Source organism: Neobacillus sp. SM06 (genome assembly GCF_050496765.1).
Classification (GTDB): domain Bacteria; phylum Bacillota; class Bacilli; order Bacillales; family Cytobacillaceae; genus JAEVLT01.
This window is the reverse complement of record NZ_JBNWEO010000013.1, coordinates 332,780-358,465: the sequence shown is the minus strand read 5'-3', so window position 1 is coordinate 358,465 and position 25,686 is coordinate 332,780. Positions and strand designations below refer to the sequence as shown.

The window sequence follows — 25,686 nt, the reverse complement described above, 5'->3', positions numbered from 1 at the left end:
TGATTAAGGGAAGGTGAAACAATGCTAACAAGCGCAAAAGTTAATGACAGCAGTCTTCCGTTGCGCCGGGATGTCAAGCTGCTTGGCCAAATTCTTGGTGAAATTCTTGTCAGTCACGGTGAACCAGAACTTTTTAACAAAGTTGAAAAAATCCGGTTGATGTGCAAATCCCTGAGGAATGAATTTGATAAACAGACTTATTCAGAATTAAAAGATGAAATTGCGCAAATGAGCGCACCAATAAGAATGCAAATTATTCGGGCTTTTTCCATGTATTTTCACTTGATTAATGCTGCAGAGCAGAATCATCGCATCCGCCGCCGCCGTCAATACCAGCTGGAAAAAGAAACAATGGTCCAGCCGGGGTCGATGGATAGTGCGGTGCTTTCATTAAAAGAAAACCAAGTCAGTGAAGAAATTATTCAAAATGTTCTCAATACGCTGTCGCTGGAATTGGTGATAACAGCCCATCCGACAGAAGCGACAAAGCGATCGATTCTCGAAATCCAAAAACGGATTGCTGAAATTTTGAAAAATATGGATAATCCAATTTTAACAAAAAATGAACGGACAAATTTGGAAGAAAGCCTATTTAATGAAGTAACCATTCTTTGGCAGACAGATGAGCTGCGGCACCACAAGCCATCCGTGTTGGATGAGGTTCGCAACGGATTGTATTACTTTGATCAGACGCTTTTTGATGTCCTTCCCGATATTCACCAAGAAGTGAAAGACTCATTGGATAACCATTATCCCGATTTTCATTGGAAGGTCCCGAATTTTCTCCGCTTTGGATCATGGATTGGCGGGGATCGCGACGGGAATCCGAATGTTACATCTGAAATTACTTGGGAAACTCTTCACAAGCAACGCCGTTTAGTGTTAAAAAAATATAAGGCTGTTTTGGTCGACTTGATGAAGCGCTACAGCCATTCAACCACAAGGGCTCTGATCAGTGACGAAATCCTGAATTCGCTCAAAGAGGATGAAGAGAAATACTTGACTGAAGATAAAAGATGGCCGATTGAAGCCGAGGCGTATCGTCGCAAGTTTGCCATCATTATTGAGCGTTTAAAAAATGTCGGTAAATCGGAATTGGGCTATGCTTCCTCTGAGGAGCTGTTAGAAGATCTGTACATGATCAAGCGAAGCTTAACAAAGCACCATCCAGCTGCACATGAAATGAAATTGCTGCAAAAACTGATCAGGCAAGTGGAACTGTTTGGCTTCCATTTGGCGACATTGGATATACGCAATCATAGTGGAGAGCATGAGGCTGCTATTTCGGAGATTTTGGCCAAAGTTCGTCTCGCGGAGAACTATGCTTCGCTTTTGGAAGAGGAAAAAGTCGCGATTTTACAAAATATTCTCCAAGATCCACGCCCGCTATTGTTGCCAAATGAGGATTATTCACCAGAAACACAAGAGATGATCAAAGTATTCCAAATGATCAAGAAAGCCCATAAAGAATTTGGTCGGCGTTCAATTATGGTTTATCTTGTCAGTATGACGAAATCGCCGAGTGATTTACTCGAGGTACTTGTATTGGCAAAAGAAGCAGGGGTAAACAACTATCATGCCGACGGTACTGTCGAAAGTCATTTAAATGTGGCTCCATTGCTTGAAACGATTGATGATTTAAACGCAGGTCCGGCAATCATGGAAACATTATTTCAAATGCCCGTTTATCGTCAGCATTTGAAAAACATGGGTGATCAGCAGGAAATTATGCTCGGCTATTCGGACGGTAGCAAAGATGGCGGAACCCTCACAGCCAACTGGAAGTTGTACAAAGCGCAAATTGAGATTCACAACATGGCGCTAAACTATCAGATTGGACTTAAATTTTTCCATGGGCGCGGTGGTTCGCTCGGACGAGGCGGCGGAACCCTTAATAGCAGTATTCTTTCCCAGCCGGCGGAGACACTTGGGGAAGGTGTGAAAATTACGGAGCAAGGGGAAGTCTTATCCTCCCGCTATTTGCTTGAAGATATTGCTTACCGCAGTTTGGAACAGGCTGCGTCAACGTTGTTGAAAGCTGCTACCCATGTTTCGACTGATTCAGAACAAGGACATTTGCGCGATGTAACGTGGGAAGAAGCAATGGAAGAAATTTCTGCCATTTCGCTAAAAAAATATCAATCCCTTGTGTTTGAAGATCCGGATTTTCTAACGTATTTTCATGAAGCAACCCCATTGCGCGAGCTTGGAGATTTAAACATTGGTTCAAGGCCGATGAGCCGGAAAAACCGCGGCCGATTTGAAGATCTAAGGGCCATTCCGTGGGTGTTCGCCTGGACGCAATCCCGCCAGCTCCTGCCTGCTTGGTATGCTGCAGGAACCGGTTTAGAAAGTTATGCAAGTGCAAGCGAGGATCATTTAAAATTGCTGCAAGAAATGTATGCAGAATGGCCGTTTTTCCGTTCAACGATTAATAACTTGCAAATGGCGTTGATGAAGGCAGATATTACCACAGCAAAGGAATATACTTCTCTAGTGCAAGATCAGGAAGTGGCAAAACGAATTTTTGATAATATTGTTGATGAATTCAAACGAACAAAAGAGGTTCTTTTAAAAATCACGGGCGATGATGATTTGCTCGACCATACGCCAAACATTCAGGAATCGGTTTACCGCCGCAACCCGTATGTTGATCCGTTAAACTTCATGCAAGTGGAATTGATCCGTCAGCTGCGAAAACAAGAAGAACCTGCAGATGACTTGCTGATGGAAGTGTTGCTTACCATCAGCGGCATTGCAGCAGGACTTCGAAATACCGGTTGATGATTAAAAACTCGCCTCGGCGAGTTTTTTTCTATTTGCCAAACAGAAAAATCATGAACACGTAGTGAGTTATTAAAATTGTCCATTTTGTGAAAAAAAATCGAAAAATGCGATTTGAAACATAAATGTAATCTATTTATTACCTTTTTGACAAAATATGATGCTATACTTATGAAAAGTAGGACAATAGTAGCTGTAATAGTAAGAATTTTGTCACAAAATAGAGTTTTATAAACAAGTAGATACATAGATTTATGTCGAAATAGGATAAAAAGACCTCGTGTGAGCGAAAGGAATATGTATGTTTGCCGGGAGAATAGGGGAAGAACGATGAAAAACAAGCTGGCAGTGATTAGTACAACAGTTATGCTCGGGATTGGAAGTTTTATGGCGGTTCCAAATGTGAAAGCGCAATCAAATAATCCTTTGCAAAGTATTCAAGGACAACGCACAACTATTCAGGCAAGTATTTCGCAGGCTGATTCCACCATTTCTCAAGTTCAATTTCAACTTGCACAACTAAATGAACAAGTAAGCCGCCTTGATCAGGCGATTCAGAAAAACAGTGACATGATGGTAAGCACCGAAGGGAAAATTACAGATACAAACGCAGAAGTCGCTCAGCTTCAAAGTCAAATTACTATTCTTAAAGATCGAATCGCTAAGCGAAATGAGGTACTAAAAAAGCGTGCACTCTCCTTCCAAGAATCGGGCGGAGAACTAAGCTATCTTGATGTATTGCTCGGGGCATCAAGCTTTAGCGACTTAATCGACCGCGTCAGTGCGGTTACAACGATAGTGGAAGCTGACCAGGACTTGATCAGACAGCATGAGGCGGACAAACAGCAAGTAGAAGCGAAACAGACAGAAGTTGAAAAAAGGCTTGCTGACTTACAATCAATGAAAGCTGATTTGGTTGCGATGCAAGCGCAAATCAACAGCCAGAAAGTGCAGAATGATACATTAAAGCAGCAACTCCAACAAAAACAACAAAACAGTCTTGCACAAAAAGCCAATTTGCAAAAACAAGATACTATATTGGCTTCACAGCAGTCGGTAATGGAACAGGCACTTATTCAGCAATCAGTTGCCCAACCTTCTACATCAATTCCGGCACAAAACACCAATTCAAGTGTAGTATCGAGCGTTGGAACATCTGCAAGTTCAAGTTCAGCAGCAAGTAGCAATACTAGTTCATACACCACTAGCCGGCCGGCAGCTTCTAGCAGTTCAAAGGGAAGTGTAAATACGGTTTTAACTGCCGGGTATCGTTATTTTGGAAAATCAGTTTATGTTTTTGGTGGCGGCAGATCAGCTTCCGATATCGCCAATGGATTCTTCGACTGTTCCGGTTTTGTTCATTGGGCATTCGCCCAAGCAGGTATTTCCGTCCCTGCAAGTACAGATGCTCTAACCGGAGCAGGCAGACAAGTTCCTGCAAGCCAAATGCAGCCGGGTGATCTCGTATTCTTTGATACATATAAGAAAGATGGACATGTTGGAATTTATATGGGCGGCGGTAAATTTATCGGTTCCCAAGATTCAACAGGGGTAGCCATTGCCAATATGGCAAGCGGATATTGGGCTCAACATTTCAATGGCCGAGTGGTTCGGGTTTTTTAAACAACGTAGCCAATGTTCAAAATTGATTGAATGAAAAAAGGGATCATCCCATTTGGGGACGGTCCCTTTTGTTTTCACCAAAAACAAACATTCGCTGTCCGAGATAATTGCTGATTGTGTAGATCCCGGTTCCAACTAAAACGGCTGCATCTGCAGCGTATTTATCACTGATCAACGGTAATTGCTGAAGAACAATTATGGCTAGTTTTTCCCCAAGATAGTAGGAAAGAAAATAGCAGGCAAGAATGACAGCAACAAAACGGAACATGCTTTTTCCGACAGCTGTGCTGCTCTTAAAGGTGAATGTTCGGTTTAGAAAATAACTGACAACTGCGCCGACACTATTTCCGATAAAGGTGGCAGTCCAATAGGAAAAAGACAGACCATGCAGAAAAAAGTACATGGCGGAAAGGCCGACAATTGTGTTAACAACCCCGACTAACAAAAAGCGGACAAAAGAGTGCTGCAGCATTTATTCGTTTCTCCTTGAAAAATAAAATGATTTTTCTTTCACAAGTGTTTCTTCTTCGGAAAACAGGTCTGTTTCAATGGAAAACCGCGGGCGGTTTTTCGTTTCTTCGTATATTTTTCCAATATACTCACCAATCAATCCGACGCTCATTAATAGCAGTCCGCCAATAAACCAAATGGAAATGATAATGGACGTCCAGCCCAATTCAGCCCGGCCAAGAAATTTCACCACCAATGCATAGATTCCGGCTATGCTGCTAATGAAAAAGGATAGCGCTCCGATTAAAGTAATCATCCGGATCGGCACAACGCTGAAGGAGGTAATCCCGTCAAATGCAAAGGCAAGCATTTTTTTTAGCGGATATTTGGAAACTCCGGCGAAGCGTTCTTTCCGGTCATAATATACTTTTGTCGATTTCAGGCCAATCAATGAAACAATGCCGCGCAGAAATAAGTTTTGTTCAGGGTAACGGCTCAATTCTTCTAGTGCTCGTTTGCTTAACAAACGGTAGTCGGCATGATTATAAACAACATTGACTCCCATTTTATTCATAAAGCGGTAAAAGCCTTGAGCCGTTGCTCTTTTGAAAAAGGTATCGGTATCGCGACTTTTACGAACCCCATACACAATATCGTACCCTTCGAAATATTTAACCATAAATTCACGAATAACAGAAATATCATCTTGCAAATCGGCATCAATCGAAATGACACAATCTGATTTTTTTCGAGCCGTTTCAAGACCTGCAAGTAATGCCTTTTGGTGACCATAGTTTCTTGTTAGTTTTATCCCTTTGACGAAGGGATGCTGTTGGGATAGTTCTTCAATCAGTTCCCACGTTTTGTCGGAGCTGCCATCATCTACATAAAGAATTTTACTCGTTGGGGCCGCAAGCTTTTCGACGATCAGAGACGAAAGCATTTTGCTTAACTGGCTGGTTGTTTCGAATAGAACTTCTTCTTCGTTATAACACGGCACAACAATCGTAAGTACCGGTTCGTTCATTGTGTATTCCTCCAATATGACTAAAAATCCCTTTGCGGCTAATCAGTTATTTATTCTACAATGAAAAGACGAAAAAAGCGAAAAAAAGGTTCACTTTTTTGGCAAAGAAAATAATTTGTTTCGAATGAACTTTTTTTGACATTCATCTGTCTTTTTAATCGAACCGTTCATACGGCGTTAGGAAAATGCTGTTGATTTCGTTTCCATGCTACATCGTGAGCAAAGTCAACAATGCGGTAACAACCCTTTTCGTAAAAATGAATTGGAAACAATGGTAAAAAACATTGTGAGGAGATCAATATGAGAAGAAATCGCGGAGGAAAAATCCTGATTTTGTCAGGCAGGTTTGGCGAAGGGCATGTACAGGCGGCAAAAGCAATTGAAGAGGCAGCCAAACTTGACGAACCTGGCATTCAAACAATGATTGTTGACTTTATGGAATGGGCTCATCCAGCTTTATTTCCAGTCAGCCATTTTGTGTATATGAAAGGGATTAAAACCTTCCCACAATTATATGGATACATTTATCAAAAAACGTACAAAAGCACTGCCTTCTCAAAAAAATTGAATGCGGCTTTTTCGATGGGAATGCGCAAAATGTTGTCGCTTTTAGTTATAGAGAAGCCATCTATTGTTGTCAGCACATATCCGTTTGCTTCAAGCGTGCTATCTAAATTAAAAGAAGCTGGTTTGACAACTGTGCCATTAGTTACCGTGATTACCGATCACACGCATCACAGCTATTGGCTGCATCCCCATACGGATCAATATATTGTCGGCTCGAATGAAATAAAGGAAAAACTAATTCGCACCGGAATTCCAGCAGAAAAAATTGCGGCAACCGGAATCCCGATTAGGTCAAAATTTCTTAAAAAAAAGAATCCTAGTGCCTTAATAGAAAAATTTAGTTTGGAAAAAAACAAACGGACGATAATGATTATGGGAGGCGGCGAGGGGTTAATTGGCAAGGGATTGCTGAACCGAAATACGCTTGAACAATTTCCAGAGCCGCTGCAGCTTCTTGTTTTATGCGGGCATAATGAAAAATTAAAAGAACGGCTGCAAAGCGAGTTATCCGGTTCGAAGCATGCTATCAAGCTAATTGGCTATACGGATCTTGTTGATGAACTGATGACTGTTTCGGATATTCTGATTACAAAACCGGGGGGAGTGACAACGTCAGAAGCGGCGGCAATGGAGCTGCCGATGCTGCTATACAAACCACTGCCCGGTCAAGAACAGGACAATGCCCGCTATTTGACGGATGCCGGGGCAGCCATTCAGGTAAAGCAGCCAGATGAGTTATTTTGCGAACTAAACGGCATGCTTGAGAACGAGCTTTTGCTTGCCAGAATGAAAGAGAATTGCCGAAAAATCCAAACAAATCGATCAGCCTTTTATGCCGTACGGCTGATTGTTGATTTGATGGACAATCGGATATTTGTTCCTGCAAATTTAAGCAAACAAAGAAAGTTTGGACGATTTGGTGCGTGGCGAAAAACCATTTTGCATGGATAATAGATTGCAAGATTGGAAGGTCTTATAAAGATTTCATACAAGGAAGGTCAAATACGTGTTGCTACTTCTAATTATTTTACTCTCTTTGCTATTATTGTATACTCTTATTCCGTTTGGATTATCGCGCTTGGGCGGGATTGGCGTTTTTCAAAAAGCGAGCCATGATGAACGACTTGCGTTCACCTTTGATGATGGACCAGACCCGGTTTATACAAATGAATTGCTTGATTTGCTGCAAAAATATCAAGTGAAAGCAAGTTTTTTTGTTGTTGGATCAAGGGCGGAGCAATACCCGGAAGTGATTCGCAGGATATACAAGGAAGGTCATTTAATCGGAATTCACAATTATGTTCACCGTTCCAATTGGCTGATGACTCCATGGAGGGTTAAGCAGGGAGTGGCGAAAACAGCAGACATCCTTGAGGGAATTACAGGAGAACGGCCGGTTTATTACAGGCCGCCGTGGGGGGCGCTGAATATCTTTGACCTATTTATTCACAAAGATTTCCGCCTTATTCTTTGGTCGGTCATGGCGGGTGATTGGCGCAGCAAGGGCGGAAAAGACAAGATTTTACATCATCTCAGGAAGAATATTAAACTCGGTTCAGTCATTTTGCTGCATGACTGCGGTGTGACCTTTGGAGCAGAAGAAGAAGCGCCAAAATATACAATTCAAGCGCTGAAGCAGCTGATCAAGGAACTGATAGAAAAAGGGCATTCCTTTGCCCGGATTGACGAAATGGTCATAAAAGAAAAGAGGTAATCCGATGGATTTACCTCTTTTCTTTTTTAATTTCTGCTTTGATCAAGTTTAGGAGCCTTGATCCCTCTATTAATAAAATAATTAGGCTTACCCAAACACCGCCGAAGACATAGCCGGCAGTCAAATCACTTGGATACTGCAAATTTAGATATACTTTGCTGATAAATAGAAACAGTAAGAAGAAAAGGATCACAAGTGCCATTATGCTGTTCATGAACGTGCTTCTGCTGTGCCGGATGATCACATACATGAAAAAGATAAAAAGGACAATCGCAATCAATGCTTGGTCATTTGGAAAGGATTTGCTAATCGGTTTTGCCGTCGGAATAAACGAGAACAAAAAGTTCAGCCCTTTGCCAAATGTAACTGCCCCCAACATGGCGATGATAAAATACTGAATTTCAAGCCATTTATTCTTTCCTTTGAACAAAATCCAGATAACAGCCAGTATACCAACAACTACAAAGGTGACCCACGAAGTTAGCTGATTGAACATCAACATGCTATTTTTCCACGTACCATTAAACGAATAAAGAATGACTGTTTTGGCAATTGTATTAAATTGGCCAAATTCGTTTTCGATGAAATCCTGAATCAGGCCGATCATTAAGCTGAAAAGAGCGATAAAAACAAGCGCCATTGCAAAAACAATGAGCTTAATTTTGAGAAAACTGTTGAAGCGCTTGAAAAAATTTTCGAACAGTAAAACTGCATTTTCGGATAGTTTCTGTCTGTTTGTTTTGATCAGAAAATAAACGATATAGCCGCCGCCAAGGACGAGAATAGCTATCACGATATACAAGTTTGCCTGCTGATGGAATTTCTCCCACTGCGGACCAAAGATTCTTCCTAGCGAAATAAACGTCCCCACCCAGAAAAATACACCAATATAGGCGAAAAGGGCATACGATTTAAAAGGGATCCGGGTAATGCCTGAGAATAAACTCGTAATATGGCGAACGCCTGGAATGAAATAGGAAAATACGAGCAGTCTTTTACCAAAACGCTCATTCCATCTGGATATTTTTGCGATCTTTTCAGGCCCCATATGAATCTTGCTTCCGTATTTTTCAAAAAAGGGCGCCCCTAATTTGTATCCAATCCAATACGATATCGAAACCCCGATAATGCCGCCCAAACCGCCGAAAAGGATCGTTAAATAATAATTCAATTTTCCTTGATAAACGAGAAATCCTACATAGCTCATTAAAATTTCGTTTGGGATTGGAATGATAATTAATTCCAACATCAAGGAAAAGAAAAGGACGATGTATCCGTATTGATCTAACAGCTGAATGAGCATGTTCATTTTTTCTCCTCCTGAAAGCTGATTACTTGTTAAAAGACATTGATTGATGTTTAAAAGTTCATATAAGAATCTTTCTATTTTTCCAAACTTCTTGAAAAGCTAAACGTCTTTGGGAATTTATTCTGCACCCGGAGCGGAAATCAACAGACTCCGTTTATCCGCAAAACTAAAAAGGATCGGGCGGTTTTTGCTCGGTTTTTCTTAATTGAATACGATGGATAATGTTGGACATCCTTACATACTCTATACCTATCATAATGAATTTATTGGAGCGGTGACAAGGGAATGGTAACATTGGCGTTTTTTATCATCAGTGTGCTGTTGTCAATCATCATCACATTTTTTGACACAGTGATTTTTGGCTATTCATTTTGGGAATCGTATTTAAACCTTTTCTATACCGAAATTGCTGTCGGAAAATACATTGTTTTTACGGGTGCATTTTTTGGTTTCCTTATAAGCATGATCATTGATTTGCGCATGTATCTTACAAAACGAAAAATAGGGGAGAATCAACGGTAACATGCAAAATCAAAAAGAAAACATTTCGTTGAGCCAGCTGCTGACATTGCTGTTGAACTTTTTACTTGGCAGCGCAATCGTGATAGGCAGCGGCAATGATGCCAAAAATGATGCATGGATTGCCAATATCATCGGCGCTAGTTTAGGAATTGGAATCATTTGGTTTTATTATTTGCTAGTAATGCGAATGCCAGGTAAGAATCTTTTTGAAATCATAAACGATTGTTTTGGACGTAAAGTTTCGATTATCTTGTCATGGTTGTATATCGTTTATTTTTTTTATATTTCATGCAGGGTTGTTCGTGATTTTGTGAATTGATGGCGTCGGCCATTATGCCCAACACGCCGATTGAAATTATTTCACTGACATTCACTTTGCTGATGGGCTATGTCATTTACCTCGGAATAGAAGTATTGGCAAGGACTTCCGAGATTTTTACACCTTATCTTTTTGGCTTTTTTGCATTACTAACAATCTTTCTAATGGTAAGCGGAGAGGTGAATTTTTTTCAGCTACAGCCGATGTTGTCAGATGGGTTCAAACCGGTTGCCAAGGCAGTGTTTCCCGGCGTTGTCACCTTTCCGTATGGTGAATTGATTGCTTTTACTGTCATTCTTCCAAATGTCACCAATACGAAATATTTGTTGCGGACATCTATGATTGGGGTCGCTGTTGCTTCATTTTTTATCATTGTTTCTTCCATTTTGATGGTCAGTACGCTCGGTGTAGATACGATGCTGCGTTCAAATTTTCCCTTGTTAAGTGTAGCGCGCAATGTGTCAATTGGGAACTTTATCGAAAGGATTGATGCCCTTGTTGTTTTTATTATGATGCTAAATCTTTTTGTTAAGGGGTCCATTTTTTTCTTTGCTGGTTTAAAAGGTTTGGAGCATATTTTTCAAATCCCTTTTCGCTATTTTTCTATGCCAATGGCTATGGTTATTTCATTTTTTTCTGTCCTCCTTTCCGTAGATTTTGCCGATCATTTGCAGGAAGGGACAAAAATCGTACCTTACTTTTTGCATCTGCCTTTTCAATTTTTTATACCAATGATTGTGTTTGTCTTGTTGGTGTGGAAACAGCAGAAAACTACGCTGAAACAATGAAGGTGAGAAAATGCCTCCGTTAATTACGATCCGTAAATTAAAAAGCAAAATAAAAGGGAAAGAAGAACGAGGGACATGTGTCGAGGAGCCACAGGAGGCAAGTAGCGAAAATATTACTTTTGAGACCTTGCATAAAGCGTTAATGACTTCATTTGGCACTTCTGCTGATTTCTGTGCCGTCGAAGGGAAGATTGTCAGAAAAGAAGCTTATTTTTACTACCTGGAAACAATGGTTGATTCAAAAAGTGTAACAGAGACAACGGCAAGGCTTCTTAGTATCCATTTGGAAGACGACACAACTATTAATACGATTGAAGAACTAGGAGCGTTAATCAAAGAAAGCTTTGGCGGTGCAAACATTCATTTGCTGAAAACGCCGGAAAAAGTTAGCTGGGCCATTTTAAATGGCAGTATCGTTATTTCGGTTAGAGGGATTGCGCAAACGATTGCCATCAATATGATGATTGATGAAAAAAGAGCTGTGACAGAGCCGAGTACCCAAACGGTTGTCCGCGGCCCGAAAGATGGATTTATTGAGTCGCTTGCGACAAATGTCAGTTTGATCCGCAGAAGGATTCGCAATCCGAATTTACAATTTGAAGAATTTATTATTGGCGATGATTCGAGAACATCGGTTTACCTTGGGTTCATTCGCGGGATTGCCAATGAGAGCATCGTTGAGGAAGTCCGCAATCGCTTGAAAAAAATTCATGTCAGTGCCGTTTTTGAATCGGGCAATATTGAAGAAATGATTGAAGACAAAACATTTACCTTTTTCCCGCTTACTTTAAATGCGGAAAGGCCGGATACCGTTGCCGCCAATTTAATGGAGGGGAAAATGGTTATATTGATTGACGGAACACCCTTTTGTTTACTTGTTCCGGCTGTTTTTGTTAATTTTTTTGAAATCTCTGAGGACTACTACCAGCCTTTTTTGCTTGGTAGTTTTATCCGGATTATCCGCTATCTATCCTTTATGATTGCTCTATTGACACCGTCCATTTATGTAGGGGTGCTAACATTTCATCAAGAATTGCTTCCGACTAATTTTTTGTTGAGTGTAATTGCCCAGCGGGAAGGGGTTCCTTTTCCGGCGGTTGTTGAAGTGTTTTTAATGGAGATTACGTTTGAAATCCTTCGCGAAGCAGGTGTAAGGATGCCAAAAGCGGTCGGGCAAATGGTATCGATCGTCGGAGCACTCGTTATCGGACAGGCGGCTGCCGAAGCGGGGATTATTTCCAATATTATGATTATCGTTGTTTCGATAACGGCAATTGCCAATTTCGTGTCGCCTACATATAGCTTCGCTGCTGCTTCCAGGCTGCTGCGGTTTATATTTATTATTGCTGCATCGATTTTAGGTTTGTATGGCGTGCTTTTAGTACTGATTTTTATGGTCGCACATTTGAGTTCGCTACGGTCATTTGGCGTTCCCTATCTGGCTCCGATTGCCCCGTTCATTGTTGAAGATCAAGGAGATGTGTTTGTTCGTGCGCCCTTTTGGGCAATGAAGAAACGTCCGAAATACTTGCGCACGGAAAACAATGTAAAAGTATATTCGGATGTCAATCCATCGCCGCCCCAAGCAGAAGGAGGGCCTAACAAATGAGCAAAAAACGGTTTGTCCTTTCCTTTCTTAGTCTTTTGCTGCTGAGTGGCTGCTGGGATCAGCGCGAGCTTTCTTCCATCACCGTTGTAACAGGAATTGCGGTTGACAAAGGAGATGATGGGAAATATCGAATGACTGTTGAGGGTTTGAATGCGCAGGAGCTGAACGCTAAAACGACTAGCGGCTATGCCCCGTCCATTATTTTTAGCTTGGAAGGGCGGACACTGTCTGAACTGGCGCAAAAAATGAACATCGGGATATCAAGAAATTTGATTTACTCCCATATGAAAACATTACTATTTAGCGAAGAAGCAGCGAGAGGAGGAATGATGAGTTTTTTGGATTATCTTGAACGGAATCGGGAAATCCGCGATGATTTCAATATTGTCATTGCAAGAAACAATCAAGCGAGTGACGTTCTAAGGGTAACATATCAATTTCAAAAATCAACTGCATTAAAGCTTTTTACCCAATTGAATTCGATGGTGAAAAATTGGGGCGGCGATCCCGATGTCCGCTTGAATGACGTGATTTCGGCAATGGTTTCCCCAGGAAGGCAACCTGTTATGGCAGCAGTCACGATCCAAGGCAATCCCAAAAAGGGCATAAGTGTTGACAATATGAAGAAAGTAACACCAGATGCGCTGGCCGTCCTCAATTCGTTGGCTGTTTTTAAAAAAAAGAAATTGGTTGGCTTTTTATCGATTTCAGATGCCCGCAATTATTTATGGATTGAAGACAATATTCGCCGCACTTCCGTTTCCGTCCCTTGCGGAAGAAACAAATTTTTTGCTCTCCAAATTTATAATTCAAAAACGCGGAGAACGGCGCGAATGATCAATGGAATTCCCCGCTTTCGTGTAAATGTCCGGGCGGAATCGTATTTGGATGGGGATCAATGTGTTGAAAAGTTAACAGATGTACATACCTATGCAAAATATGAGAAATTAGCTGAAGCGCAAATTAAAAAGGAGATCACATCTACGATTCAAAAAGCACAAAAAAAATATCAATCGGATATATTTGGTTTTGGTGAAGTTCTTTTTCGCCAGCACGCCCAGCAGTTTAAAAAAACAAAAGATCAATGGGATAGGCGGTTTGCTGAGGCGTATGCAGATATTGACGTTAAAGTGAAAATCAGAAGAACCGGTATACGCACAAGGGGACCAATCGAAAAATAGATAAAGGCGCCTAACGCGGAATCTTGTAAGGCGTAAGCCCATTTTTATAGAAATGGGCTTATTTTCTTTGCGAAATGCGGTTTATTTGTTATGGTGTCAATTGCACTTTTTCTCTTTGTTGAATAGGATATATGGAATTTACAAAAGGAGGTAATGAACATGTCAGGTGCTGTAGGTGCATACGGCGGCGGTTTTGCCCTGTTAGTAGTTTTGTTTATCCTGTTAATCATTATTGGGGCTTCTTGGGGATTTGGAGGATTCTATTAAAATAATAAGGAGGTTATTTATATGCCATTCGGGTATGGATATGGATACGGAGGATACGGATTTGGAGGATGCGGCTACGGTGGATTTGGCGCTGGCTATGGCGCCTTTGCTTTAATCGTTGTGCTGTTCATTCTGCTCATCATTGTTGGTGCTGCATGCTTTACTTGGTAAAAGAATAAAAGCGGGGTTTCCCCGCTTTTTATTTTGCCTCTGTTTGCCAATGTTTAAAAGCCTCGAGTTCGGAAGCGATTTTTTTTAAGGTAAAGCCGATGACGGCGGCATCATCAAATAAGCCAAGACCAACAATAAAATCCGGGACAAGATCAACTGGTGAGACAAAATAAATAATTGCTCCGATTACGGTTAAAATCGTTCCGGGAGATACGTTGCGATAATCTCCTTTTGTATAGGCTCTGACAAGGTCTGTTAATAGTTTCAGCTTGTCCCATGCATTCCCTAAAGAATCTTTCTGGATCATGGCTTTTTTTACTGCTTTCGTAAGCAATTTATCTGTTTTTTTCGGTTTGTTTAAGTATTCCTTTGCTTTCAGTTCATATTTTTCTTCGTGAAAGGACAAATCATGCTCATTTTTTTGCAACATCGGTGCACACTTCCTTACCGTAAAATTCGGAAAACGGATCCTTTTTCAATACCTTTCCACCAGAAAAGAAATTTAAACAAAAAACACCAGACAGTTGTCTGTCTGGCGTTACGCGATAACGAGGGTGTTTGCCCCGTTAACAATTTCTTCGACTTCCGCCCCTTCAAGCGTTTCTTTGTGCAATAATGCATCGACAAGCTGCATATACTGTGCCTGATTGCCTTTGATAATTGCTTCGGCCTTTTCAAGCCCTTTTTGAAATAATTCCTGCATTTTTGTTTCTTTGTCCTGTTTATTGAATGTCAGTGAAAACCCGTCCTCCAACATTCCAGTATCAACCATTTGCTCGATAATATGCTTGGCCTGCTGGACATCGCCGCTGACACCAATGCTATGTTCACCAAGATACAGTCTCTCAGCGACCCCTCCGGCAAGTACCATTGCGACGCGGTCGAGTAAATCACTTGTCGTTGAAAGGTGTAGTTCCTTTGGAATAGGAGCGACATATCCGAGAGCCTCGCCACGCGGAATAATCGTTGCTTTTCTTACAGAACCTGGCTTTGTAATAGAAGCAACAACAGCGTGTCCAGCTTCATGAATTGCAACCCTGCGTTTTGTCTCCGCGTCCTGCAAAGAACGGGAAGTGTTGCCAAGAATGGTGCGATCAAGTGCATAATCAAGATCGCTTTTTTCGATCACTTTATGGCCATTGCGAAGGGCTCGTCTGCTAGCTGTTTCAAACAGCGACTGCAGTTCGGCACCTGAAAATCCAGAAGTGCTTTCAGCCAAATCATCCAATACCATGTAAACATCTTCAGCAAGCTGTTTTCCTTTGGAATGAATGTCAATAATCTCCCTTCTTCCTTTTGTATCAGGAAGGGGAACATGGAAGGTAAAGTCAATTCGTCCCGGGCGAAGGAACGCTTCATCAAGCATATCTTTTCGGTTTGTTGCTGCAATGAAAAGAATGCCATCATTGTTATGACCGCCATCCAATTGAACGAGCAGTTCGGTTAATGTTTTTTCTGCTTCTTCTCCGCCATGTGCTTTTCTTTTTCCGGCCAAGGCATCGACTTCATCGATGAAGATAACCGCCTTGTCTGCTTTACGGGCGCTCTGAAACAATGAACGGACGCGGCTAGCGCCGACCCCGACAAATAATTCGTTAAAAGCAGACCCGCTAGTAGAAAAGAAAGAAGCGTTCATTTCTTTGGCAATCGCTTGTGCTAGAAGCGTTTTTCCCGTGCCAGGGGGTCCGTAAAAAAGAATGCCTTTCGGCGGTTTGATGCCCATTTTGATTGCTTTTTCCGGTTCTTTTAAAATGGCAAGGGTTTGGGTGATTTCTTCTTTCATCTCCGCACTGAGTCCGCCAATGTCCTCCAGTGTGATCAAAGGAAGCGGACGCGGTTTGGCAAGACTGTTCTTCATTGAATTGCTGAGCCCAAAACCGCCTTTTGTTTTCTGCAGCGCAAAAGCGGCAGCAGCAAGCGCGACAACAACACCGCCTAATATCCACTTACCGTATCGGCTGCTGCTCGAAAAAGAATAATCAACATTGTATTTTTCAACGAGTTTGTTCACCATTTGACTATTTGGCGGCACATGAGACACATATTTTCCGTTTTTCGTCACTAAATGCAGGCTGCCATCCGCATTTTCTGTAAGTGAAACGGCTTGTCCTTTTTCAGCTTGAATCGTTTTTTCCATTTGGGAAAATGGGATGGATGTTTCCTGATTCGATCCGATTAAAAACCAAGTTAAACCTGCTGTGATTATAAGAAACGCTGCCAAGAGCGGTATGAACTTTGAAACTGCTTTTTTACTTTGATTCAAACCCTTCATCTCCTATACTTTAAGAGTCTGTCTCTATTATAAAAGGTCTAGCTGAAAATAGGGGATGGTAATTAGTGGTAAATACTAGAATGAATGCATCAATTAAGTGAACTGCGCAATTTTACGTAAAGGATTGCAAACTTTGCTTGAGAACTATAAGATTGAATTTATGGATATAAAGTCTGATTAGCAAAAAAAGAGAGGAAAGCGAAATGAGTATCAATTTTAAAGATGATGTAATGTCGCGCCGAACATTCGCGATCATTTCCCACCCTGACGCCGGTAAAACGACGTTAACGGAAAAACTATTATTATTCGGCGGTGCCATCCGTGATGCTGGTACGGTAAAAGCCAAGAAAACCGGAAAATTTGCAACAAGCGACTGGATGGAGATTGAGAAGCAGCGCGGGATCTCGGTTACGTCAAGTGTTATGCAATTTGATTACGACGGTTTTCGGGTCAATATTTTGGATACACCAGGACACCAGGACTTTAGTGAAGACACGTATCGGACGCTGATGGCTGTTGATAGTGCAGTCATGATCATTGACTCGGCCAAAGGAATTGAGGAGCAAACATTGAAATTGTTCAAGGTTTGCCGCATGCGCGGAATCCCGATCTTTACATTTATGAACAAACTGGACCGCCAAGGGAAAATGCCGCTTGAGCTTCTTGCAGAGCTCGAGGAAGTTCTCGGAATTGAATCCTATCCAATGAACTGGCCAATCGGCATGGGAAAAGAATTTCTCGGCATCTATGACCGTTTTTACAACCGAATCGAACAGTTCCGCGTCGATGAGAGCGACCGGTTTATTCCACTGAACGATGACGGAGAAATTGATGGCGACCATCCATTGAAACAGTCTGGCCTCTATGACCAGACATTGGAAGAAGTCTTGCTCTTAAATGAAGCAGGAAATACATTTTCGCCCGAAAAAGTAGCAGAGGGAGCATTAACACCCGTATTTTTCGGGAGTGCATTGACAAATTTTGGAGTCCAAACCTTTTTGGAAACGTATTTGCAATTTGCCCCGCCGCCTAAAGCCCGGAATTCGACAGCTGGAGCAATTGATCCGCTATCAGACCAATTTTCCGGGTTTGTTTTTAAAATTCAGGCCAACATGAATCCAGCACATCGTGATCGGATTGCCTTTGTACGGATCTGTTCCGGGAAATTCGAGCGCGGCATGATGGTTAACCTCCCGCGTTTAGGAAAGCAACTAAAATTGTCTCAGTCAACGTCGTTTATGGCAGAGGAACGGAACACAGTTGATGAAGCTGTCAGCGGTGACATCATTGGACTTTACGACACGGGTACCTACCAAATTGGTGATACGCTGACGACTGGCAAAGAAGATTTCCAGTTTGACCGCCTGCCTCAATTTACGCCTGAGCTGTTTGTTCGTGTGTCGGCGAAAAATGTGATGAAACAAAAATCGTTTTATAAAGGAATTCAACAGCTTGTTCAGGAAGGTGCGATCCAGCTGTTCAAAACAGTAAAAACAGACGAATACCTTCTTGGTGCTGTCGGTCAGCTTCAGTTTGAAGTGTTTGAACACCGGATGAGAAATGAGTATAATGCAGAAGTGTTGATGGAAAGACTGGGTTCCAAAATTGCCAGATGGATTGAAGGCGATGTGGTTGATGAAAACCTCTCCAGCTCGCGCAGCCTGCTTGTTCGCGACCGCTTTGACCATTTTGTTTTCTTATTTGAAAACGACTTTGCCATGCGCTGGTTCCAGGAAAAAAATCCAGACGTTAAACTTTATAACCCAATGGATCTCCATGACTAAGAAAAACCGGGCAAAAACCGCCCGGTCCTTTTTAGTTTGGCAGTTTAGCTCAAAAAGAGCGAGAAAACATCTCGCTCTTTTTGTCTGTTTATAAAAAACGTAAACAAGTTATTTTGATGTATTCAGACGTAAATTTTCCAGAAAAATGGATATCCTAAATTCACGATGATAAAAATTTAACCTGCCTGGAAAAAAATAAAATAAAAAGAGAGAAATAATGATGAAAACAATGAGTCGACTGGAAGCTATTTTATGGAACATTGCCTTGCCCGGCTTCAGCCAACTGCTGCTGGGAAAGTATATTAAAGGGATTTTGTTTGTTTTACTGGAGTTTGTCATTAACGTTAACAGTCAATTCAACCTTGCAATCATCTATAGCTTCCTTGGAGAAATCGAAAGAGCGGAGTCTGTGGTTAATTACGAATGGTTAATGTTCTATCCCTGTGTCTATATGTTTGCCATGTGGGATGCTTATCGGATTGTGATGCCGCCCGATGAGCGTTTTTCATTCTTGCCATTTGTTTTTGCCGCCTATTTTATTACCGTTGGACTGATGTATTCCTCCAGATTTACTTTATTTAAGCAAAACCTCGGCCCGGTCTTTCTCCCTATGGCTTTTTTGCCATTGGGTTTAGCCGTCGGATGGATCATAAAATATTTTCTTATAGTCAAATCTTCTCGCGAATAGCTGAATTCTCATTCACTCCAGCCGCATGACTGGGGTTGTTTTTTTCTAGGTCGGACTGCCCAATTTGCTGAGAGAACCAGATTTTTGTTTTATTCACCCCCATAATCATTTTTCTGAAAGCGTACCTGTTTAGTGAAAATGCGGCCGCGAAAAAAACATAGAGGTGAATCTGATGGAAATATTTAGTCATAAAGAAGTATCCAAAATCGCGAAAGGAACACTTGCTGTTGTACTAGCAGGTACCTTTGTCTTTTCGGCATCGAATGCTTTTGCAGAAGGAACAGCTGATAAAACGCCAGCTGTGACAGCAACAACAGATACGAGTCAGACAACTACAACTTCAGCTGCTGTAGAAAGTAAAGAAGCACCATCATTATTGCCTGGAGACTTCTTTTATTTCGCCAAGCTCGCTTTTGAAAAAATTAAGCTCGCTCTGGCATTTGATAAAGTGAAGGATGCTAAATTGCTGGCAGGTTATGCTGCCGAACGTCTAGCAGAAGCTGAAGCCCTTTTTCATGAAGGGAAACAGGATGAAGCTTTGACCGCAATTCGAGCAGCAATGGATAATATGAATGAAGCTGATCAATTAATCAATGAAAACAAGGAAACATCTTCTTCGACCGTTAAAACTGAGACCAATACTGCTAATAAAGAGGAAGTTCAGGTTGCTAGCGAGCAAGCAAAATCTGGGAACCAAGAAACTGAGGATCAGTCTGTATCGAAAAATAATGATGATGAACAAGTAAACGAAGTTCAAGAAATTTTGTCGAAAAATATCACAGCCTTAACAGCCGCAATGGAAAAAGTGAAAAATCCGGTTGCAAGAGCTGCCTTACAAAAAAACATTGATAAAAGCTACGCGAAACTTGCAAAGAAAATAGAAAAATTCGAGCAAAAACTCGCAAAAAGAGCGCAAAAGGAAGAACAAAAAGCAGTAACGGAAACAGTGACAGCAGGAAAGAATCCAACAGAAATTTCCACGGAGGGAAAAGTGACCACGGAAGTAAAATCTGCCCCTGTTACAGCGGAAGTGCATGCTGCAGTTTCTCAATCGGGAGAAATGAAAGCTCCAGTCTCCACGACTGGGAATATACAAACAAAGGAACAAGTCCATGCAGAGACGAAACCCGTTCCCTCAGTTGTAAAACAAGAACATCAGCAAGTAAAGCAGCAAATCAAACAACAAATAAATCAAGAAATCAGACATGAAACGAGACATGAAACAAAAAAAACGGTCAAAGAGGAAATCAAAAAAATCCCAAAAAAGATAAATGAACAAATCGAACAAAGTCAAGCAGAAGGTAAATTGTTCATAAAAGGGCAAAAAGAGAACGACCTTGAATAGTTTTGAACTTAGCCAGGAAAAGATAGCCTGATTTGGGGCTATCTTTTCTACCGATCCTTACCCCCACAAAACCCCAAACCCTATCCGTATGTTATAATTGTGTAGATAGAGAGGTGAGGGTAGTGCTAAGTTTATTGTTCATGGCCAAAAAGAAAAAAAAGCCATTAGAAGAATCCGTGCTGATGATCCAGCAAGGCGACAAAGCTTTATTAAATGAAACGATCGATGCCTATAAGCCATTTATTGCAAAAACGGTATCGTCCGTATGTAAGCGGTACATCCATGAGACAGACGATGAATTTAGCATTGGCCTTATTGCGTTTAATGAAGCAATTGAGAAATTTACTCCCGAACGGGGAGGATCGTTATTAAGCTTTGCCGATGTGTTGATTAAAAGAAGGGTAATTGATTACATTCGCAAGCAAACAAGAAACCAACACCTCAGTATGGATCTTACGATTGCAAACCATGAGGATGATTCGCCCGGAACTGTAATCATGAACGAACTTTCCCTTGAAAGCTTTCAAAAGAAAACGGAAGAAGAACGGCGAAAAGAGGAAATTTTTCACTTTCAGAAACAATTGCAGCAATTCGAATTAAGCTTTAGCGATTTGCTTGAAAATTCGCCGAAGCACGCAGATGCCAGAAAAAATGCTATCCAAATCGCGAAAGTCCTTGTAGAGAATAAAGAATTGCTTCAGCTCCTATTAGAGAAAAGGCGCCTTCCAATCAAACAATTAGAACAAATGGTGAAGGTCAGCAGAAAAACGATTGAGCGAAATCGTAAATATATTATTGCGATCGCCCTTATTTTAACAAGTGATTATATTTATATGAAGGACTATTTAAGGGGGGTGCTTGAAGCATGAAAAAAGGAATCGTGATGGAAATTAATGATGGCTATTTAACGTTGTTAACTCCTGACGGTGAATTTTTACGCGCCCGAAAACAAAATCAGCCATATGCCATTGGCGAGGAAATTGTTTTTTTTCCCTCTCGACTTCCGGAGAAAAAACAATCCATTCCCTTTCTAAAACGAATGCTATCGTTGAAATCATTGGCAGCAGTGGCCATTGCACTGATCATTTTTTTCGGATCTTTTTTGTCCGTGTCTCAAAATAACAAGGCATATGCCTATGTGTCAATTGACGTCAACCCTAGCATTGAACTTGTTTTAAACAAAAAAATGCAAGTATTGAAAGTGACTGCCTTCAATCAGGACGGAAAGAAGATTGTTGCCCGTATTGGCGATTGGAAAAAGAAAAAAATTGCTGATTTAACTCAATTGCTTTTGAGTGAAATGAAAAAACAAGGGTATTTGAACGAGCATCATCTTGTTGTAATTTCCACGGTGAGAACCGATAAAAAAGAAGAAAATGCGGAAAAAATATTATCGGAAAACCTGAAAGAAATAAAAACAATCATAAAGGAAAATCATCTGGAATTATCTGTTTTGAACGGTACTCCGAAAGAACTGGAAAAAGCTCATCAATTGGGGATTACAACTGGTAAATATAAGGAAAGCCAGCAACAGTCAAAGGAGAAAAAGCAACCGTCATCACATGGTGAAATGAACGGTGTCAAAGAAGAAAGCCCAAAAGCGGAAAAGAATGAAACAGCGACACCAAAAGCTGCTTCAGTACCAAGTACACCTGCTAAACAGCCTAAAGAAGCTACTAGAGGAAAAAAAGTAACACCACCAGCGTCACAGGCTTCACCAGCGGCAATAACTTCAGGGGGCAGCAAGGAGCAAGGTAAAAAAGAAGATTCAGCCAACTATCCGCAACCTCCTGTATTTCGTGCTCCCGGGCAGGTAAAAAAGATTGAAGAACCGGTAGAAAAGGCAAAAGATGTTGTGAAAGAGAAGCTTGACAAAGAAATCAAACACGAGTTTGAAAACAATAGTCAAAATGAAATAAAGGCAGAAGAACAAGAAAAAAAACATTTCAACAGCCAATTAAGGAACAGCTAAACATCCAAGTTGAGCTGCTGCCTGATATTCAATTGAATCACAATGAATGGGAGCGCCATAATTCCGATTAGCAAAAGTCCGGCTTTTAGCCGGACTTTTTTCCATTTTTATTTTATTTTTGAGGAGAGTGTCCAGATAATTGGGCTTGAGCTTGCTGAACAAGCCGTTTTGTAATTTCGCCGCCGACCGAGCCGTTTGCGCGGGAAACCGTATCAGAACCAAGCTGTACGCCAAATTCCTGGGCAATTTCGTATTTTACCTGATCCAAATATTGTTCAATTCCGGGAACCAAAAGCTTATTGCTGCTTCTTGCCATATGTTTCCACTCCATTCTATTATTCACTTCAGAGAGTTTTTCTCTGTAGGAATAGTTTTCGAAGTTAGGAAATTTTAATGTGTGGAAATGTTTCGCAATTGGATAATCCAATTATTGTTGGAAAAACTAAATTTGGCTGATTTCTACGCTTTTACTGCTTCCAACAGCAAATCGACAATATGGACGGCTCTGGCTTTTGCTGTTAAGCCTTCGCGCTCGATTCCCAGCTTCATTTGCAGCAAGCAGCCGGGATTGGCGGTTACGATCGTTGAGGCAAAAGTATCTTTCGCTTGAACCATTTTATAATCAAGCATCTTCATTGACATTTCTGTTTCAACAATATTGTAGATGCCTGCTGAGCCGCAGCACCGGTCGGCGTCCTTCATTTCCCGGTATTCCACTCCTTTTATCGCTTTCAGCAGCGTACGGGGAGCGGCTGCCGTTTTCATCACATTGCGAAGGTGGCAGGAGTCTTGATAGGTAACAACTTGTTCGGGAACTTCGAGCTCGACTTTTTCGTGAAAACGGACGGCAACGAGTATTTCTGAAATATCCTTTATTTTTTCGGTGAATGCTTTTGCCCGTTCCCGCCATATCGGATCATCTTTTAATAAATGATCATAATCAAGCAGGAAAGCACCGCAGCCGCCGGCATTGGTGATAATGAAGTCTGCACCCAGATCTTCAAATGCTTGAATATTTCTCTTTGCAAGGTCTTTAGCACTGGCTTTTTCGCCGCTGTGACCGTGCAGTGCGCCGCAGCATGCCTGATCTTTTGGAATGACGATCTCACAGCCGGCAAGCTGAAGCAGCTTCATGGTTGCATCATTCGTCGGCATGAACATAGTATCCATCAAACAGCCGCTAAAAAAACCGACCCGATAGTTTTGATTGCCAATAGCGGGAAGGTGTGCCGGCCGATTTTTCATTTCTTTCATCGTCGGAACGTGTGGCAGAACTTTTTCCATTGTTGCCAGGCTATCCGGAAGTAAACTCAAGAAACCGATTTTCCGTGCGATGGTTTGAATGCCGGATCGTTGGTAAAAGCCAATTAGTCCTGTAAGGCTTTGCATGCGGTTTTGATGCGGAAAAAGACCTTGAAAGACTGCTTTCCGCACGGCACGGACCGGCAGGGAAAACTTTTTATTTTGATTGATCAGATCTCTGGCGTCTTCTAACAGATGACCATAATTCACGCCGGAAGGGCAAACCGGTTCACATGCCCGGCAGCCGAGGCAAAGCTCAAGCGAACGTTCGAAATCTTCATCCGGTTCAATAAGCCCATCGACAACTGCTTTCATTAAGGCAATTCTTCCCCTAGGTGAGTGCGACTCTTGATAGCCGGACTCGATATATGTCGGGCAAGTGGGGAGACAAAAACCGCAGCGCATACAATTTAGCAGTTCATCTTCATTCATTTTTTCCTTAAATTGCTGTTGAATTCTTGCTTGCTCTTTTGCCGTTGTCATCTTGTCACCACCACGCGCTTCCTGCTGTCTTTTGCAAAAACTTTGCCTGGGTTCATAATATTGTTCGGGTCTAACGATTGTTTAATTGCTTTCATGGCATTAATGCCTTCTTTGCCGAGCTTCCATTCCAAATAAGGAGCTTTCATGGCACCGACGCCGTGTTCACCAGTGATCGTGCCGCCCAATTCAATCGCTTTTTGGAAAATTTCAGCGAAGGCTTTTTCGACGCGTTCCATTTCATCATGGTTTCTCGAGTCTGTTGGACAGGTTGGATGAAGATTTCCATCGCCTGCATGGCCAAATGTACAGATTTTCACGTTATACTTTTCTGCGATCTCATTGATTGCTCGTACCATTTTCGCAATTTCCGATCTAGGGACGGTTGCATCTTCAAGAATCGTTGTCGGCTTTAATCTTGCGAGGGCGGAAAGAGCGGTTCTCCTTGCTGTTCTTAGTGCGTCCGCCTCGTTTTCTGTTGAGGCCACTTCTACGGAAACGGCATTTTCTTGCTTGCAAACTTCAGCCATTTTGGCTAAATCGCGTTCCACTACTTCCGGCGGTCCGTCCTGTTCAATTAATAAAACGGCTTGAACATCGGTAGGGAGACCAATTTGTGCATGGGCTTCAACCACTTGCAATGTTGGCTGATCCAAAAATTCAAGTGTTGTCGGAATGATTTTATTTGAAATAATCTTTGAAACGGTTCTTGCTGCTGCATCAATATCCTGATAGAGCGCAAGCATTGTTTTTTTCGTTTCCGGCATCGGAATAAGCTTTAAGGTTGCTTCCGTTATAATGCAGAGCGTTCCTTCTGATCCTACAAAAAGGCGGGTCAAGTCGTAGCCTGCGACATCCTTTGCCAGTTTACCGCCAGTGCGGATTACATCGCCATTCGGGAGAACTACTTCGAGAGCGATTACGTAATCTCTTGTTACCCCGTATTTTAAGCCGCGCAGTCCCCCAGAATTTTCATTAATATTGCCGCCGATTGTTGAGATTTTCATTGAGCTTGGGTCAGGCGGATAAAAGAGGCCTTTTGCTTCTACGGCATTGATCATATCAAGCGTAATGACGCCGGGCTGAACGGTAATCGTTAAGTTCTCTTCATCAATTTCAAGGATTTTGTTCATATGTTTAAAAAGAAGAACAATTCCGCCTTCGGTTGGACATGTTCCGCCGCAAAGGTTGGTGCCTGAACCGCGTGGAACAATGGGAATCTGCAGTTCATTGCAAACTTTCACAATCTCAGCTACTTCCATTGTATTGCGGGGGCTTACCACCGCATCTGGGAGTGATTGAAAATTCGGAGTAGCATCATAGGAATATACTAATCTACCTGTATTACTTTCATCAAAATTTTCACGCGAAACAATCGAAATGATCTGCTCTTTTGCAGCTGTGGGCAGCATGGTTTTTCCCCCTTCTTTGTATACGGTTACATTTAGCTGTGCGAAAACGAAAACCATGCTTCCATTATACCGGAATAATGATCCATGTGGACAAAAAAAA

Annotated in this window: 22 protein-coding genes and 1 pseudogene; 15 read left to right on the top strand and 8 right to left on the bottom strand. The window is 41.7% G+C overall.

The annotated features are described in order from the left end of the window. The first annotated feature begins 21 nt into the window (after positions 1 to 21). A complete protein-coding gene (gene ppc, locus ACQYAD_RS06840) occupies positions 22 to 2,784 on the top strand; it encodes a phosphoenolpyruvate carboxylase (RefSeq protein ID WP_430236609.1) in 2,763 nt (920 codons plus the stop codon). A gap of 330 nt (positions 2,785 to 3,114) precedes the next feature. Then, on the top strand, positions 3,115 to 4,407 hold the full coding sequence (locus tag ACQYAD_RS06835) for a PcsB-like coiled-coil domain-containing protein (RefSeq protein ID WP_430236607.1): 1,293 nt from the start codon (positions 3,115 to 3,117) through the stop codon (positions 4,405 to 4,407). Between the two features lie 43 nt (positions 4,408 to 4,450). Here ACQYAD_RS06835 and ACQYAD_RS06830 read toward each other — a convergent pair whose 3' ends face one another. Further along, complete coding sequence (locus tag ACQYAD_RS06830; protein WP_430236605.1) at positions 4,451 to 4,879, bottom strand: GtrA family protein; 429 nt, start codon at positions 4,877 to 4,879, stop codon at positions 4,451 to 4,453. Next, positions 4,880 to 5,884 (bottom strand): glycosyltransferase family 2 protein, encoded by a 1,005-nt coding sequence (locus ACQYAD_RS06825; protein WP_430236604.1) that lies wholly within the window; start codon positions 5,882 to 5,884, stop codon positions 4,880 to 4,882. A gap of 300 nt (positions 5,885 to 6,184) precedes the next feature. Between ACQYAD_RS06825 and ACQYAD_RS06820 the strand changes: the two genes are divergently transcribed. Together ACQYAD_RS06820 and ACQYAD_RS06815 are read left to right on the top strand one after the other, a co-directional pair. After that, positions 6,185 to 7,402 (top strand): MGDG synthase family glycosyltransferase, encoded by a 1,218-nt coding sequence (locus ACQYAD_RS06820; protein ID WP_430236603.1) that lies wholly within the window; start codon positions 6,185 to 6,187, stop codon positions 7,400 to 7,402. Between the two features lie 55 nt (positions 7,403 to 7,457). Continuing rightward, positions 7,458 to 8,165 (top strand): polysaccharide deacetylase family protein, encoded by a 708-nt coding sequence (locus ACQYAD_RS06815; RefSeq protein WP_430236602.1) that lies wholly within the window; start codon positions 7,458 to 7,460, stop codon positions 8,163 to 8,165. Between the two features lie 10 nt (positions 8,166 to 8,175). On the opposite strand, the gene ACQYAD_RS06810 is transcribed toward ACQYAD_RS06815, so the two are convergent. After that, positions 8,176 to 9,474, bottom strand: coding sequence for a VTT domain-containing protein (locus tag ACQYAD_RS06810; protein WP_430236600.1), 1,299 nt, complete (start codon positions 9,472 to 9,474; stop codon positions 8,176 to 8,178). A 285-nt stretch (positions 9,475 to 9,759) separates the two neighbouring features. Between ACQYAD_RS06810 and ACQYAD_RS06805 the strand changes: the two genes are divergently transcribed. The 6 genes and pseudogenes from ACQYAD_RS06805 to yjcZ all read left to right on the top strand — a co-directional run bounded on the left by ACQYAD_RS06805 (position 9,760) and on the right by yjcZ (position 14,331). Further along, positions 9,760 to 9,996 (top strand): hypothetical protein, encoded by a 237-nt coding sequence (locus ACQYAD_RS06805; RefSeq protein WP_430236598.1) that lies wholly within the window; start codon positions 9,760 to 9,762, stop codon positions 9,994 to 9,996. Position 9,997: 1 nt separating this feature from the next. Continuing rightward, positions 9,998 to 11,103 (top strand): annotated as a pseudogene (locus ACQYAD_RS06800) (GerAB/ArcD/ProY family transporter). A 10-nt stretch (positions 11,104 to 11,113) separates the two neighbouring features. After that, on the top strand, positions 11,114 to 12,712 hold the full coding sequence (locus ACQYAD_RS06795) for a spore germination protein (protein WP_430236597.1): 1,599 nt from the start codon (positions 11,114 to 11,116) through the stop codon (positions 12,710 to 12,712). Continuing rightward, positions 12,709 to 13,893 carry a Ger(x)C family spore germination protein gene (locus ACQYAD_RS06790; RefSeq protein WP_430236595.1) on the top strand — a complete coding sequence of 395 codons (1,185 nt, stop codon included), beginning with the start codon at positions 12,709 to 12,711 and terminating at the stop codon, positions 13,891 to 13,893. The genes ACQYAD_RS06795 and ACQYAD_RS06790 overlap by 4 nt, the downstream gene beginning before the upstream one ends. 159 nt (positions 13,894 to 14,052) lie before the next feature. Beyond that, entirely contained in the window at positions 14,053 to 14,160 is a 108-nt protein-coding gene (locus tag ACQYAD_RS06785) for a YjcZ family sporulation protein (protein ID WP_430236593.1), read from the top strand. Positions 14,161 to 14,181: 21 nt separating this feature from the next. Then, a complete protein-coding gene (gene yjcZ, locus ACQYAD_RS06780) occupies positions 14,182 to 14,331 on the top strand; it encodes a sporulation protein YjcZ (protein ID WP_430236591.1) in 150 nt (49 codons plus the stop codon). Between the two features lie 28 nt (positions 14,332 to 14,359). Here yjcZ and ACQYAD_RS06775 read toward each other — a convergent pair whose 3' ends face one another. Both ACQYAD_RS06775 and ACQYAD_RS06770 read right to left on the bottom strand, forming a co-directional pair. Next, complete coding sequence (locus ACQYAD_RS06775) at positions 14,360 to 14,761, bottom strand: YkvA family protein (protein WP_430236590.1); 402 nt, start codon at positions 14,759 to 14,761, stop codon at positions 14,360 to 14,362. A 108-nt stretch (positions 14,762 to 14,869) separates the two neighbouring features. After that, positions 14,870 to 16,603, bottom strand: coding sequence for an AAA family ATPase (locus tag ACQYAD_RS06770; protein ID WP_430236589.1), 1,734 nt, complete (start codon positions 16,601 to 16,603; stop codon positions 14,870 to 14,872). Between the two features lie 203 nt (positions 16,604 to 16,806). On the opposite strand from ACQYAD_RS06770, the gene ACQYAD_RS06765 reads away from it, so the two are divergent. The 5 genes from ACQYAD_RS06765 (at position 16,807) to ACQYAD_RS06745 (ending at position 22,392) form a co-directional block, all read left to right on the top strand. Beyond that, entirely contained in the window at positions 16,807 to 18,387 is a 1,581-nt protein-coding gene (locus ACQYAD_RS06765; RefSeq protein ID WP_430236587.1) for a peptide chain release factor 3, read from the top strand. A 220-nt stretch (positions 18,388 to 18,607) separates the two neighbouring features. Continuing rightward, the gene (locus tag ACQYAD_RS06760) at positions 18,608 to 19,075 is read left to right on the top strand and encodes a hypothetical protein (protein ID WP_430237226.1); all 468 of its coding nucleotides are present in this window, start codon (positions 18,608 to 18,610) and stop codon (positions 19,073 to 19,075) included. Positions 19,076 to 19,247: 172 nt separating this feature from the next. Further along, a complete protein-coding gene (locus ACQYAD_RS06755; protein WP_430236585.1) occupies positions 19,248 to 20,420 on the top strand; it encodes a DUF5667 domain-containing protein in 1,173 nt (390 codons plus the stop codon). Between the two features lie 113 nt (positions 20,421 to 20,533). Further along, complete coding sequence (gene sigI / locus ACQYAD_RS06750) at positions 20,534 to 21,289, top strand: RNA polymerase sigma factor SigI (RefSeq protein ID WP_430236583.1); 756 nt, start codon at positions 20,534 to 20,536, stop codon at positions 21,287 to 21,289. After that, positions 21,286 to 22,392 (top strand): anti-sigma-I factor RsgI family protein, encoded by a 1,107-nt coding sequence (locus tag ACQYAD_RS06745; RefSeq protein WP_430236581.1) that lies wholly within the window; start codon positions 21,286 to 21,288, stop codon positions 22,390 to 22,392. Before sigI ends, ACQYAD_RS06745 begins: the two co-directional genes overlap by 4 nt. Positions 22,393 to 22,504: 112 nt before the next feature. On the opposite strand, the gene ACQYAD_RS06740 is transcribed toward ACQYAD_RS06745, so the two are convergent. From ACQYAD_RS06740 to glcD, 3 genes are all read right to left on the bottom strand, one after another. Further along, a complete protein-coding gene (locus tag ACQYAD_RS06740) occupies positions 22,505 to 22,708 on the bottom strand; it encodes a small, acid-soluble spore protein, alpha/beta type (RefSeq protein WP_430237225.1) in 204 nt (67 codons plus the stop codon). Positions 22,709 to 22,851: 143 nt separating this feature from the next. Further along, on the bottom strand, positions 22,852 to 24,177 hold the full coding sequence (locus ACQYAD_RS06735) for a (Fe-S)-binding protein (protein ID WP_430236580.1): 1,326 nt from the start codon (positions 24,175 to 24,177) through the stop codon (positions 22,852 to 22,854). After that, positions 24,174 to 25,586 carry a glycolate oxidase subunit GlcD gene (gene glcD / locus ACQYAD_RS06730; protein ID WP_430236578.1) on the bottom strand — a complete coding sequence of 471 codons (1,413 nt, stop codon included), beginning with the start codon at positions 25,584 to 25,586 and terminating at the stop codon, positions 24,174 to 24,176. The genes ACQYAD_RS06735 and glcD overlap by 4 nt, the downstream gene beginning before the upstream one ends. Positions 25,587 to 25,686: the final 100 nt, after the last annotated feature.

Excerpts from the sequence above, each read along its gene's own strand:
- ACQYAD_RS06810 (WP_430236600.1), bottom strand. The coding sequence starts at position 9,474 with ATGAACATGCTCATTCAGCTGTTAGATCAATACGGATACATCGTCCTT.
- ACQYAD_RS06740 (WP_430237225.1), bottom strand. The coding sequence starts at position 22,708 with ATGGCAAGAAGCAGCAATAAGCTTTTGGTTCCCGGAATTGAACAATAT.
- ACQYAD_RS06835 (WP_430236607.1), top strand. The coding sequence starts at position 3,115 with ATGAAAAACAAGCTGGCAGTGATTAGTACAACAGTTATGCTCGGGATT.
- ACQYAD_RS06745 (WP_430236581.1), top strand. The coding sequence starts at position 21,286 with ATGAAAAAAGGAATCGTGATGGAAATTAATGATGGCTATTTAACGTTG.
- ppc (WP_430236609.1), top strand. The coding sequence starts at position 22 with ATGCTAACAAGCGCAAAAGTTAATGACAGCAGTCTTCCGTTGCGCCGG.
- ACQYAD_RS06755 (WP_430236585.1), top strand. The coding sequence starts at position 19,248 with ATGGAAATATTTAGTCATAAAGAAGTATCCAAAATCGCGAAAGGAACA.
- ACQYAD_RS06775 (WP_430236590.1), bottom strand. The coding sequence starts at position 14,761 with ATGTTGCAAAAAAATGAGCATGATTTGTCCTTTCACGAAGAAAAATAT.
- ACQYAD_RS06830 (WP_430236605.1), bottom strand. The coding sequence starts at position 4,879 with ATGCTGCAGCACTCTTTTGTCCGCTTTTTGTTAGTCGGGGTTGTTAAC.
- ACQYAD_RS06825 (WP_430236604.1), bottom strand. The coding sequence starts at position 5,884 with ATGAACGAACCGGTACTTACGATTGTTGTGCCGTGTTATAACGAAGAA.
- ACQYAD_RS06805 (WP_430236598.1), top strand. The coding sequence starts at position 9,760 with ATGGTAACATTGGCGTTTTTTATCATCAGTGTGCTGTTGTCAATCATC.
- ACQYAD_RS06785 (WP_430236593.1), top strand. The coding sequence starts at position 14,053 with ATGTCAGGTGCTGTAGGTGCATACGGCGGCGGTTTTGCCCTGTTAGTA.
- ACQYAD_RS06795 (WP_430236597.1), top strand. The coding sequence starts at position 11,114 with ATGCCTCCGTTAATTACGATCCGTAAATTAAAAAGCAAAATAAAAGGG.
- ACQYAD_RS06770 (WP_430236589.1), bottom strand. The coding sequence starts at position 16,603 with ATGAAGGGTTTGAATCAAAGTAAAAAAGCAGTTTCAAAGTTCATACCG.
- ACQYAD_RS06760 (WP_430237226.1), top strand. The coding sequence starts at position 18,608 with ATGAAAACAATGAGTCGACTGGAAGCTATTTTATGGAACATTGCCTTG.
- ACQYAD_RS06820 (WP_430236603.1), top strand. The coding sequence starts at position 6,185 with ATGAGAAGAAATCGCGGAGGAAAAATCCTGATTTTGTCAGGCAGGTTT.
- ACQYAD_RS06735 (WP_430236580.1), bottom strand. The coding sequence starts at position 24,177 with ATGACAACGGCAAAAGAGCAAGCAAGAATTCAACAGCAATTTAAGGAA.
- yjcZ (WP_430236591.1), top strand. The coding sequence starts at position 14,182 with ATGCCATTCGGGTATGGATATGGATACGGAGGATACGGATTTGGAGGA.
- glcD (WP_430236578.1), bottom strand. The coding sequence starts at position 25,586 with ATGCTGCCCACAGCTGCAAAAGAGCAGATCATTTCGATTGTTTCGCGT.
- ACQYAD_RS06790 (WP_430236595.1), top strand. The coding sequence starts at position 12,709 with ATGAGCAAAAAACGGTTTGTCCTTTCCTTTCTTAGTCTTTTGCTGCTG.
- ACQYAD_RS06765 (WP_430236587.1), top strand. The coding sequence starts at position 16,807 with ATGAGTATCAATTTTAAAGATGATGTAATGTCGCGCCGAACATTCGCG.